The 12,201-nt window shown below is 39.6% G+C and carries 10 protein-coding genes; all 10 read right to left on the bottom strand.

Annotation, left to right across the window (positions count from 1 at the left end; translation table 11 throughout):
• Positions 1 to 50: 50 nt before the first annotated feature.
• The 10 genes from ilvD to rhaB all read right to left on the bottom strand — a co-directional run bounded on the left by ilvD (position 51) and on the right by rhaB (position 12,182).
• The gene (ilvD, locus tag FR7_RS05290) at positions 51 to 1,712 is read right to left on the bottom strand and encodes a dihydroxy-acid dehydratase (RefSeq protein ID WP_007931645.1); all 1,662 of its coding nucleotides are present in this window, start codon (positions 1,710 to 1,712) and stop codon (positions 51 to 53) included.
• Positions 1,713 to 1,947: 235 nt separating this feature from the next.
• Positions 1,948 to 2,766: an IclR family transcriptional regulator gene (locus FR7_RS05285; protein WP_007931648.1), complete on the bottom strand. Its 819-nt coding sequence runs from the start codon at positions 2,764 to 2,766 to the stop codon at positions 1,948 to 1,950.
• Positions 2,767 to 3,391: 625 nt separating this feature from the next.
• Complete coding sequence (gene rhaM, locus FR7_RS05280; protein ID WP_007931650.1) at positions 3,392 to 3,706, bottom strand: L-rhamnose mutarotase; 315 nt, start codon at positions 3,704 to 3,706, stop codon at positions 3,392 to 3,394.
• A gap of 16 nt (positions 3,707 to 3,722) precedes the next feature.
• Positions 3,723 to 4,748 (bottom strand): autoinducer 2 ABC transporter substrate-binding protein, encoded by a 1,026-nt coding sequence (locus tag FR7_RS05275; protein ID WP_007931652.1) that lies wholly within the window; start codon positions 4,746 to 4,748, stop codon positions 3,723 to 3,725.
• 148 nt (positions 4,749 to 4,896) lie between these two features.
• On the bottom strand, positions 4,897 to 5,853 hold the full coding sequence (locus FR7_RS05270) for an ABC transporter permease (RefSeq protein ID WP_007931654.1): 957 nt from the start codon (positions 5,851 to 5,853) through the stop codon (positions 4,897 to 4,899).
• Positions 5,850 to 6,842: an ABC transporter permease gene (locus FR7_RS05265; RefSeq protein ID WP_007931656.1), complete on the bottom strand. Its 993-nt coding sequence runs from the start codon at positions 6,840 to 6,842 to the stop codon at positions 5,850 to 5,852. Before FR7_RS05265 ends, FR7_RS05270 begins: the two co-directional genes overlap by 4 nt.
• A 35-nt stretch (positions 6,843 to 6,877) precedes the next feature.
• Positions 6,878 to 8,371, bottom strand: coding sequence for a sugar ABC transporter ATP-binding protein (locus tag FR7_RS05260; RefSeq protein WP_007931658.1), 1,494 nt, complete (start codon positions 8,369 to 8,371; stop codon positions 6,878 to 6,880).
• A 35-nt stretch (positions 8,372 to 8,406) separates the two neighbouring features.
• Positions 8,407 to 9,237 (bottom strand): rhamnulose-1-phosphate aldolase, encoded by an 831-nt coding sequence (gene rhaD, locus FR7_RS05255; RefSeq protein ID WP_007931659.1) that lies wholly within the window; start codon positions 9,235 to 9,237, stop codon positions 8,407 to 8,409.
• A gap of 175 nt (positions 9,238 to 9,412) precedes the next feature.
• Positions 9,413 to 10,666 (bottom strand): L-rhamnose isomerase, encoded by a 1,254-nt coding sequence (rhaA, locus tag FR7_RS05250; RefSeq protein WP_007931661.1) that lies wholly within the window; start codon positions 10,664 to 10,666, stop codon positions 9,413 to 9,415.
• A gap of 52 nt (positions 10,667 to 10,718) precedes the next feature.
• Entirely contained in the window at positions 10,719 to 12,182 is a 1,464-nt protein-coding gene (gene rhaB, locus FR7_RS05245; protein ID WP_007931664.1) for a rhamnulokinase, read from the bottom strand.
• Positions 12,183 to 12,201: the final 19 nt, after the last annotated feature.

The raw sequence follows: 12,201 nt of genomic DNA, 5'->3' as shown, positions 1-12,201 counted from the left end.
CTGGTTATTTGTACCTACTAATTTTATATCTAGTTCAGTATCATAAAACATTATGCCTTAAGAAGTCCGCCCTTGTGAATAGACTGAACATTTTTGGCATATCTGGCTAAATATCCTGTTTCAGTATGCTGCTTAGGTATAAAATTAGCGTATCTAGCTGCAATTTCAGTTTGATCCAACTCCACTCTAAGGATTCGATTCGGGATATCAATTATGATCTTGTCACCATCTTTTACGATTGCAATTAGCCCCCCATCTGCTGCTTCAGGTGAAACATGCCCAATAGCAGGGCCTCTCGTAGCACCAGAAAAGCGTCCATCCGTTACTAATGCCACTTCCTTGTCTAGCCCCATGCCACAAATTGCAGAAGTAGCACCCAGCATTTCTCGCATTCCTGGTCCACCTTTAGGTCCTTCATAGCGGATGACCACGATATCGCCCTTTGCAATTTTTTTACTATGAATGGCTTCCATAGCATCCTCTTCACAATCAAATACTTTGGCACTACCTTGACATACCATCATTTCCGCCGCAACAGCAGACTGTTTAATAACCGCACCGTTTTCTGCCAGATTCCCCTTTAATACTGCAATTCCGCCTTCAAAGCGATAAGGATTTCTCACGTCTTTGACAACTTCAGTATCTACATAGTGAATTGACGCTAAGTTTTCCCGATAGGTCTTACCAGTACAAGTTAACGCATCAAGATGTAGTAAAGATTCCAATTGCTTAAGAACAACCGGAATACCGCCAACATGATATAATTCCTGTATGGTATGTTTTCCACCTGGAGTCAGCGAGCAGATATATGGAGTTTCCTTGCTCAGCTTATCAAAATCATCTAATACTATATCCACACCCGCTTCTTGAGCAATCGCTGGCAAATGGATGGTGGCATTGCTAGATCCACCAACAGCTAATACCATTTTAATCGCATTTTCTACATTTTCTCTTGTAATGATCTTACGAGCCGTAATGCCTTTTTCTAGTAAGCTCATGATTTGTTCCCCAGTAAGTTCGGCAATACGATTTTTTTCTCCACTTGACGCAGGCGATGCTCCGCATCCTGGAAGAGACATACCTAGCGCTTCAGCTACACAACTCATTGTATTAGCCGTTGCCATATGAGAACACGATCCTACACCAGGGCAAACAACGTTTTCAAACTCCGATAATTCAGCCTCAGTAATTTCACCATTATAATATTTACTAACCATTTCAAAACCATCACCACTATGTAACTTTGTTTGCTCTTTATAGACACCTGGTTTCATGTGCCCCCCGGTAACAATAATAGCAGGAATATCCAGCCTAGCAGCAGCAATCAACATTCCTGGTATAATTTTGTCACAGGATGCCAACATTACAATTGCATCAAAGCCATGACCTCGAACCATCATTTCCACCGAATCAGCAATGAGATCACGACTAGGAAGTACACATTTCATTCCTTGGTGTTCCATTGCAATACCATCACAAAGAGCTATCGTATTAAATTCTAAGGGAGTTCCACCAGCTTTGCTAATGCCTTTTTTGACATAAGCAGCCAAATCCCTTAACGGCATATGTCCTGGAATAAATTCAGCCCATGAATTTGCTACACCTATCAATGGCCGCTTTAAATCACCATCTGTTAATCCTGCTGCCTTAAATAATGACCTTTGTGGACTCCGATCAATACCGTCTACCACTTTTGAACTATTCTGACGCATTATTTTCCCCTCCATTTTCTTAGTATTAATTGAATAAACAGTTAATTTTTCCTAACTATCGAATAACACTCCTTTCTTTAAAACTATTTCTATAACAGCTATCTTAGTTCAAGTCAGACTTAATCTAAAATAACTCTATATTCCTATTACATTCAATTATAATTCGATTCATACATGCGAATCAAATTCGATATTCATGTTAATAAAAATTACCCTGTTGAAAAATTAATACAATTTAATGTATTAATTTTTCATAAGTTTGATTTCTACGAAACCCTAATCTTTTTGAAATAGCTAATGCAGTCTCCATTATCATTTTCCCAAATGTTTCTGTCTTTTTCTGATCCATTTTTAAATAAATTGACGCTATACTAATAGCACCAATGGCTTTGTCTGTACGGTCATAGATAGGTGCTGCAACGCAAAATATTTCATCTTCTATTTCCCGATTATCAATAGCATAACCGCGTTCACGAGTCTGCTGAAGATCATCAATTAGGTCATTATATTCTCGAATGGTATAGTTGGTATAAATAGCTTTTTGATCTCGCATTTCCCAGATTTCTTTAACTCGTTCCATTGAATAAGTGGCTAATAAGGCTTTTCCTAGACCGGTACAATTCATCGGTCTTCTTGTTCCTAACCCTGCGGAAGTAGTTATGGAAGTGTTTTTCTCAACTCTATCTACATATACGATGGCCCCCTTATCCTCCACCGCCATAAATACTGTCTCACCTGTTTTGAAACTTAATTCTTCTAGCAAAGGTCGGGATATTTTATGAAAATCAGTCTTATCTAAAACAGTCATTCCCATTTCAAAGATTTTGAGACTCAAGCGGAAAGTTCTTAAGTCCTCATTATCAAATTCCACGATTCCCTTTTCCAATAATGTATATATAAGCTCATAAGTGCTGCTTTTAGGCATACCCAGAGATTGGCTAATCTCTAGCTGCGTCAATGGCTTTGAACTGATTGCGAGTAAATTCAATAATTCAATCGTTCTAGATGCCGATTTATTTATTTTTAAAATAAGAAGCCCCTCCTCGTTATGCATATGCGAATTAAGTTTGCATCTGTATTTCGAGTCAAATATATCATGCTTTAATTAATTCGTCAAGAATGATTTTGTTTTTATATGTTCTCCTTAATGTGCTGCATCAGCAGCATTGTGTCTTTGTAGTTCATAAAAATTTTTATGTTTTCCCATCTGAAAACATATACGCTCTATACTCACAAAAAAAGGAGCTACGTTTAACTACGATGCAGCTCCCTTTTATCTTATTTCATCATTGAAAAGCTTTTTTGTAAATTTCTAATATTTCTACTTCATTTGTATCTTTCGACTTTCCCGAAGTACATACATCTTGATAAGCTATCTTTGCTAATCACAGCAGGTCTTCTTCTTACCGCAAATTTCTTAACGCCACTTTGCACATTCTCAATCGTAGGATTTTGTTTTACATTGTTATAAATTTCATAGGGTATCTGGGCTTCTTCCAAGACTGCAGTTACTTTTTGTGCAACATTAAACTCAATAAATCTTTATCTGTTACGACTAATGCTTTTTTAAACTGCCTACTTTTCACTTCCTCATGAATGGCATGGATGAACCCAGCACCAAAATAGGAAGTTTCATTCAATAAATACGATTTTCCATCAGAATTGCTCCTTTTTGCAGCTTATTCTTGATAAAATACCTCTTGTAAATTCATGACGATTGGAGAATTACCCGGATTGGTCTCCATCACATCTTTCATATAGTCCCACCATTTTTGACAGATCTGGGTCTGGGCACTTCTATTCCATCTTTCTTCATCTTCAATCTCCAAATAGGCAAACAGGGTATTGCTGGTAGGATCAAGATAGATAGAATAATGATGTGCACCATGTTCTTTAAGCATCTGCACCATTTCCGGCCATATTTCATCATGCCTTTTTTTATACTCTGCGTGACAATTAGCAAACACCTTCATAAGGCATGCTTTACGAATCATTTATACCCCATCCCTTTTAGAAATTAAAAGTATCTACATTCTCCTTAGTAAAATCTAAAGGCTCTCCCATAATAATTTCTTTATTATCGGCTTTATAAGCAACTTTACCTACAGTAGGAACCTCCATGCCATCAGTGGGAGTTTTCCCGTCAAGAAGTTGTTTTGCCATATACATACTCAAATAACCAAGCTTACCAACATCCCATAAGGTAGCACTTTGGGCCGCGCCGCTCTTTAGATATTGTCTCATTCCATTGGGGGTAGCCAAACCAACCAGCTTGATTTTCCCAATTACGTTTAATTGTTCAATTGCCTGGGCAGCTCCTGGCTCAGCAACGGTAGATAAAGCAGCAATCCCCTTTAAATTCGGATAGGCTTTCACTAAATTCTGAGTTTGTGCAAATGCTTTTTGCTGATCTTCTTCACTTGGTGCAATGGTTACAAGAGTAATATTGGGATATTTATCAGCCTGCTGCTCTTTCATCCATTTAATCCAGACATTTTGATTTGAGGCTGTTAATGAGGCTGTTAAGATTGCATATTCACCACTGCCGCCGATTTCTTTCGCTACATTGTCCATAATATGACGGCCAAGTATTTCAGGAGTGGTTTGATTAATAAATAAGTCGCGAGCGTCAGGTGTAGAATCAGCATCATAGGTCATTACTTTAATTCCGGCTGCTTTTGCCTTCTTGAGAGCTGGAGCAACAGATTGAGCATCATTAGCAGCAACGATCAATACATCCACTTTTTTATTGATTAAGTCTTGAATAATATTAACTTGCTGTGCAGCATCTGCAGAGGTTGGACCTGTATAGAGAAATTCAAAACCAAATTCAGCAGCTACTTTTTTCGCACCTTCTGCACAAGTGTCAAAATAAGGACTGCCGATTACTTTAGGAACCATTGCAACTACTTTTTTATCCGCCTTCCCTCCGTTGTCTGCTTTAGGAGCATTACTGCTGCTGCTGCCACATCCAGTTAACAACAATGCAGTACACATAAAAACCAATATCATTGTAACTATCTTTTTAGCTTTCATCTAGAGGTCACCTCATTATTATATTTTTGAAATACCTAGTTCCTAATCGGCTCTACCACAGCTCCTCCTTTCTTTTACTATGAAGCCTTGTTCTCCTTAAAAACCGGGTACTTCCACCACCGGCATAGTCGCACTTATCGCAGTTTCGTCATCGGATAAATATTGTAAATTTCCTTTTGATAATCGACATATTATTAATGAGCAGCACCAAAATCAAAGCCAATCCCATCAATAAGTTTTGAGCAAAAGGGCTGACCCCTATCAGATTTAGCCCATTAGCAAGCACTGCAAATACACTGACACCAATTACCGTACCAAAAATGGTGCCAGAGCCTCCGGCAATATTTGTTCCTCCGAGAACAGTAGCTGCAATGCTTTGCATTACATATACGGCACCCAGATCCGCTCTGGCAGTAGAAACCCTGGAGGATATAATCCAGCCAGAAACAGCAGCCATAATACCGGCAAAAATATATACATACAGCAGTACTTTATCGACTCGCACCCCAGAAAAAACTGCAGCAACAGAATTATTGCCCACTGCATATACCCTTCGTCCCCACGGTGTCCTGGATAATAAAAGAGAGGTCAAAATTGCCAGTACAAGAAAAATTACAGTTTGCACGGGTATATTGCCAAACAAGTAACCCTGTCCTACAAAGTAAAACTCCTCCGGCAGGTCAGAAATCGCATTGCCTTTACTTAGTACCAATGCGATGCCATTGAAGAATGTCATCGTTCCCAAGGTTACCAGAATCGGCGGTACGCCAATTTTCGCGATCAATACCCCATTAAATGCGCCGCATAATGCTCCTGTCAAGATTCCTAGCAGAATCGCTGCAACAAGGCTGCCAGACCAGCCATAGGTCATGGCAATCACAATGGTAGTCAAGCCAGCAATGGACCCGACAGAAAGGTCAATGCCAGAAGTAATAATAACAACAGTAACACCTAAGGCTAAGATCCCGAATTCTGACATCTGCTGAGTAACAGATAAGAGGTTGTTAACGGTTAAGAAGGAAGGCGCCAATAAGCTCATAATGATAATCAAGCCTATGAAAAACAGCAGTAGAATCCATTCGTGAGACCGCTTTACTCCAATCACATGCTGCCACCTGCCTTTACTTCTTCGGCTACATAGATTACTTTTTTACGTTCTTCCTTCTTACGGTTATTCACAACATCTAACGTTACAGCCGTAATTAAAATCAATCCGACAACTACATTCTGCCAGTAAGGCTCTATACGCATCAAAATAATACCGTTTTGCAATACACCAAGAATCAGCACACCAATCAGACTGCCCAGCAAACTGCCGCTCCCCCCTAAAACATTTGCACCACCGATAACGACAGCGGAAATAACCATTAATTCAAAAGATGTCCCTGCATTCGGATCAATGGTTGCTAATTGTGCCCCATATAAAATACTGGCAATTCCCGTTAATGCACCCATATAGGCAAAAACAAACATGGTTACCATTCCTGTATTGATACCCACCCGTGATGCAATGGCAGGATTGCCGCCTAAGGCATAGATACTGCGTCCTAACCGAGTATACTGGGCAATAAAATACGTTGCCCCAATGACCAATAGCAAAATGATAATAGGAATGGGAATTCCCATTACGGTGGTGTTATACAAGCTTGTGTACCAGGCAGGCAATGAAGTAACCCATTTTCCATTTGTATACAGCAGCAAACTTCCCCGAAAAATATTCATGGTACCCAAGGAAACGACGATGGCAGGTATCTCAGCACCGGCAATCAATATACCATTTAAAAGCCCTAATACAATTCCACAGATAATTCCCACAGTCAGAACGGTAACAATGTTAGAACCAGGAATTAAAGCTGCCAAACCAACGAATATAGCGGCAAAACCCAATTGGGAGCCGACGGATACATCAATACCTGAGGTAACAATGACTAATGTCATGCCCATAGCCATAATTGCTAAAATAATATTATTCATAACGATACTGAGCAAATTTGACGGCGTCAGAAATGCGGGAGTTATGAGTGATATACAGAAACTAATAACCATAAGCATCATAAACATGGCAAACTCACGTTTTTTGAGCAAATAACTCATCGTGCATCCTCCTTTTCTCATAATAGAGTTACCATTTATGCACCTAAGGCTTTTGCTAAAATGGCTTCCTGAGTTGCATGATTTTTATCGATAACACTAACAATGCTGCCTTGCCGCATAACGAGTATTTTGTCACTGACTGCTACTATTTCAGGCAGTTCTGAGGAAATGACGATTATACCGATACCGCTATTGGCCAATTGCCGCAGAACTTTATGGATTTCAATTTTTGCTCCTATATCCACGCCGCTTGTAGGCTCATCTGTAATTAAAATCTTGGGCTTTGTAACCAGCCATTTTGCCAGAACTACTTTTTGCTGATTGCCGCCGCTTAACTGCCCAACCAATTTGTCCATATCTTTAGGCCTGACATCTAATTTTTCAATATATTCCTGAGCAAGCAGCCTCTCTTTTGCTACATCTACACAGTTATAGGAATTGCAAAGACTGTTTAAAATGGGCAAGGTAATATTCTGGCAGACACTGCTTTTACCAATAAGTCCTTCCAGTTGTCTATTTTCCGGCACATAGCCAATGCCGTGCTGAACAGCATCATTGGAGGAAGCAATAGTAACAGCGCTGCCATTCAAGATGATCTCACCAGAATCCGGCTTATTGAGACCAAAGATTGCCTTTGCCAATTCGCTGCGCCCTGAACCAACTAAACCTGTAATCCCAATAATTTCACCTTTTTTTAAAGAAAAAGAAATATCACGAAAATTCCCTTTTTTACTTAGATGATTCACCTTTAAAACTTCTTCATCCCAGATTTTTTCAGAATTCATGGAGATATATTCTACATCCCTGCCAACCATTAACCGTATTAATTCTGGACGATCCACATCCTGTATATCATGAGCAGCGATAAATTTACCATCTCTTAATATGGTTACGCGGGCAGCAACATGATAGATTTCATCAAATTTGTGACTGATAAATAAAACAGCTATGTTGTTTTTGTGCAAATTATCAACAATCTGATACAAATTCTCCACTTCTCCTGATGATAAGGCAGATGTAGGTTCATCCATAATAATTAAGCTGGCATTAAAACTAATCGCTCTGGCAATAGCAACAATTTGCTGGGAAGCCAAATTCAAATCTTTTAACATCATGCCAGGATCAATCGCTGCCCCTACTTTTGCAATGGCAGATTCAGCCAATTGCTGAATCTGAGACCAATTCAGCTTCCTTTTCCACACTTCATCATTGCCAATGCAGATGTTTTCGGCAACCGTTAAATTGGGAAACAAACTAATATCTTGGTAAATAACCGAAATTCCCTTGCGAATAGCATCCATTGGATTTCGTATGATAACTTTTTCATTATTAATATAGATTTCGGCACCATCATCTGGAAAATGAACACCAGACAACACCTTAATTAAGGTGGATTTTCCTGCTCCATTCTCACCTACCAGGGCATGAACTTCACCACGCTTAATATCTAAAGAAACATCATCTAACGCCTTAATGCCGCCAAATGTTTTGCTGACATGCTTTAATTGAACAATATAATCTGAGGTCAACCTGCTCTCCTCCAATCTCAATTGATTAAGAGTACTTACCGAATATCTAATACTCCAGCTGCCGGTTTCACGCCAAATTCTTTTGCCAAATCAATTAATTCCTGATCGGTAAGACTTTGCTGCACTCCGCCTTGATGAGAGCTGATTAACATATAAATTTGCGCTGCTTTTTCAACTGTTTCAATCAAACCAAAAGTTTCATCCATGGTTCTGCCTGCACCGAAAATTCCATGCTGAGGCCAGATGACTAAACGAAAATCCTGCATTTTTTGAGCTGTACTTTTTCCAATTTCGTTAGTCCCTGGAACAATCCATGGGATGACTCCAATACCATCGGGAAAAACAATCAAACATTCTGTACACATCTGCCACAAGGTTTTCGTGATTTTTTTTTCATCAAGATCATGTACAAAGGTCATCGCCAGTACATTCGTTGCATGAGTATGCATAATAACACGGTGATTTTCATCTTTTTTCAAACGCTCGATATGACTCATAAAATGTGCCGCTAATTCACTGGTTGGCAAACCACCGTCTTTATAGCCCCATAAGATTTCAATTCCATTTCCATCACGATTAACCCGAAGCACGCCCAAATTTTCCTCTGGGTTCATGACTACATTTTTAAAATATTTTCCCGTCCCCGTCACAATAAAGTATTTGCCTGCCAATTCCGGAACAGGAAAGGGCAAAGCCACACTGCGTTTTATATCCAGCACATTCATGTGTTGTTTTACAATGTCCTCCCTAAGCAGATAGCTAATATTCCCCCCATTACGTTCTCCCCAGCCCATTTCCCACAGGTTGCGGGTAACTTCCATCATCTCTCTCACAAAAGGGATTTCATGCTCAATCATAAAACTCATATCCATTCCTCCCATTACTCTTTGCAGTTTCTTTCGAAAGCAACTATCTATAGCCACAGACAGGCAAAGGATGAGCATAACTATAAGCGTAGGTTAAGTACAACGGCGAAGCGTTAGCTATGCTCATCCTTTGCCGTCCTAAATGAGATTTTCCGATAGACTACTCTTTATGTAATTAGCGTTTCTGCAATACCTCTGCCTCATATTGTTTTACTTCTGTAAGCCAGGCTTCTCGCACAGGAACCTGATTTTGCTGACAATAGTAATCCCAAACCGCACCAAAAGGATAGGATTTTAGTTCTTCTAAAATGGCCAGGCGAGTCGTAAAATCAGCCCCTAGTTCTGCCTTTCTCAGCATATCTGTCGGCTCTAACATGGCACGAAGCAGTGCTTTAATCATGTTGCGCGAGCCAATGATCCATGCAGCAATGCGATTGATACTGGCATCGAAGTAATCTAACCCAATATGCACTTTATCTAATAATTGATTACGGACTAATTCTTTAGCGATTTCTTGCAGTTCATCATCCATAATGACAACATGATCGCTATCCCAGCGTACAGGGCGACTGACATGCAATAAAATCTGTGTATCAAATAGTGCTAACGCTGAGAGTTTATTAGAAATGGTTTCCGTCGGATGAAAATGTCCTGCATCCAGACAAATGACTTTATTATTTTTAAGAGCATAACTCATGCAGAACTCATGGGAGCCTACTACGTAGCTTTCTGATCCGATACCGAAAAGCTTACTTTCTACTGCATCCACATTAAACTGGGGATCTATTTTTTCCGCAAACACTTTATCAAGAGCTTCTTTCATCCGTTTTCTAGGTGCCATACGATCAATAGGCACATCCTTAAAACCATCGGGAAACCAAAAATTAGTAACACAGGTCTGCTGTAGTTCCCTGCCAAAATATTCTGCTATTTTTCGAGAAACTTTACAATGTTTGATCCAGAATTCCTGAATCTCAGGATTGGGATGGCTGATACTAAATCCATCTTGAAATTTAGGATGAGAAAAACAAGTTGGATTAAAATCCAGACCGAGTCCCTGCTTTTTTGCCCATTCTACCCAGGTCTCGAAATGTCTGGGCTCCAATTGATCCAAATCTACTTGTTCTTTTGTATCTGCATAAATAGCATGTAAATTAACTTTATGCTTTCCTGGAATCATAGAAAGCGCTTTTTCTAAATCGCAGCGAAGCTCTTGAGGCGTTCGAGCTGCTCCTGGATAGTTGCCCGTCACAGAAATGCCTCCGGATAATGCTTCATTTCTTAAGAATCCGTGTACATCGTCTCCCTGCCAGCAATGTATGGAGATTTTCACTCGGCTTAATGTTTCCAGCACTCTGTCCACATCAATTCCAAAGCCACTATAAAGGACTTTTGCAGCTTGATACTGGTTTTGTATTGCAGTACTCATTTTGATTCCCTCCTTGTTTCTTGCATAATGACAGCCTCTTTCCTCTGGCTGTTTATCTCTCTAATCCGCCAGAGGTCAGCTGTATAAACTGCTTAACGATTCTCTCAAGCTGATGTACCGGAGCAGGCTGATAGATTGTAATCGGAAAAGACTCCCGAGTCACCTTTCGTGCTTCTGCTGCATCTGCGATTTCACCACAACTAATCATCTGCACGATAATATTGCCAAGGGCAGTGGATTCAATGGGACCTGCAATAACGGGAAGTTCTGCAACATCAGCCGTGAGCTGACAAAGCATTTCATTTTGCACCCCACCACCAACTACATGCAGCGAATGAATCGGATATTCATTCAGCAAAGCAAGTTCTTTTAATGTCTTGCGATACATCAATGCAAGACTGTCAAAAATACATCGTGCTAATTCTCCTGCTGTTTGTGGTACCGATTGTCCAGATTTTTGACAATAATGCTGCACTTCAAGCACCATATTTTCCGGTTTTAGAAAACATTCATCATTACAGTCAATTAGAAATTGAAAGGGTTTTATTTTCTTCGCTTCCATAACTAGATCTGCAAAAGAATACTCCTTTTCAAGCTGACGACGGACTTCTTGAATGAGCCAAAGTCCCATAATATTTTTCAAAAAGCGATAGGTACCATAGGCACCCCACTCATTTGTATAATTCATACTATAGGATTGTTCATTTGCTATGGGATACCTATTTTCTACCCCCATCAATGACCAAGTCCCGCTGCAAAGATATGCAAAATGTTTCTCTGCTCCTGGAACCCCAAGAACTGCAGAAGCCGTATCATGAGTTGCTACACAGATTAATTCGCATTGAGGTATATCATGCTCTTTTATGATGGATTCCCTAACGGGTCCTAAGAATTCTCCAGGTTCGGTCAGAGTTTCAAACTGCTCGCGTTTCACGCCAATCAGCTGCAGCAGCTCTTCATCATACTCTTTTGTCTCCAGATTTAACAATTGGGTGGTAGAAGCATTCGTTTTCTCGCTAATCAGCCTTCCTGATAAACGATAATATAAATAATCTGGTACCAGTAATATTTTATGTGCCTTCATCAATTCTTCCTGATCATGGGCATACAGCTGAAATAAAGTATTAAAACTTAAAAATTGAATTCCAATCTTTTTGTAAATGTCTTTCAAGGACTTTTGTTTTTTTATCTTTTCAATAGCAGTTTTAGTCCGTTCATCACGATACGCATAGATTTCCTGAATCCGATTGCCATCCACGTCGATCAATGCATAATCCACACCCCAGGTATCAATACCTAAGGTACATTCATCAATGCCCTCTTTTTTTGCCGCTTTTAGGCCATTGACAATTTCATTTATTATTTTTTCAATATTCCAAAAATAATTGCCATTTTGCTCTTCAATTCCATTAGGAAAACGGTAAAATTCCTTTAAAAGAATCTTTCCATTCTCATAGGTTCCCACTACTAAGCGCCCACTTGAGGCTCCGATGTCCACTGCAATATGCTTTTTCATCAACACCATCCTTTAATTT

Source organism: Pelosinus fermentans DSM 17108 (assembly GCF_000271485.2).
Lineage (GTDB): Bacteria > Bacillota > Negativicutes > DSM-13327 > DSM-13327 > Pelosinus > Pelosinus fermentans.
This window is presented reverse-complemented; position numbering and strand designations above follow the sequence as displayed.

What these genes read in the sequence shown, in the direction of transcription:
- ilvD (WP_007931645.1), bottom strand. Translation starts at nt 1,712, where the DNA reads ATGCGTCAGAATAGTTCAAAAGTGGTAGACGGTATTGATCGGAGTCCA.
- FR7_RS05285 (WP_007931648.1), bottom strand. Translation starts at nt 2,766, where the DNA reads ATGCATAACGAGGAGGGGCTTCTTATTTTAAAAATAAATAAATCGGCA.
- rhaM (WP_007931650.1), bottom strand. Translation starts at nt 3,706, where the DNA reads ATGATTCGTAAAGCATGCCTTATGAAGGTGTTTGCTAATTGTCACGCA.
- FR7_RS05275 (WP_007931652.1), bottom strand. Translation starts at nt 4,748, where the DNA reads ATGAAAGCTAAAAAGATAGTTACAATGATATTGGTTTTTATGTGTACT.
- FR7_RS05265 (WP_007931656.1), bottom strand. Translation starts at nt 6,842, where the DNA reads ATGAGTTATTTGCTCAAAAAACGTGAGTTTGCCATGTTTATGATGCTT.
- rhaD (WP_007931659.1), bottom strand. Translation starts at nt 9,237, where the DNA reads ATGAGTTTTATGATTGAGCATGAAATCCCTTTTGTGAGAGAGATGATG.
- rhaA (WP_007931661.1), bottom strand. Translation starts at nt 10,666, where the DNA reads ATGAGTACTGCAATACAAAACCAGTATCAAGCTGCAAAAGTCCTTTAT.
- rhaB (WP_007931664.1), bottom strand. Translation starts at nt 12,182, where the DNA reads ATGAAAAAGCATATTGCAGTGGACATCGGAGCCTCAAGTGGGCGCTTA.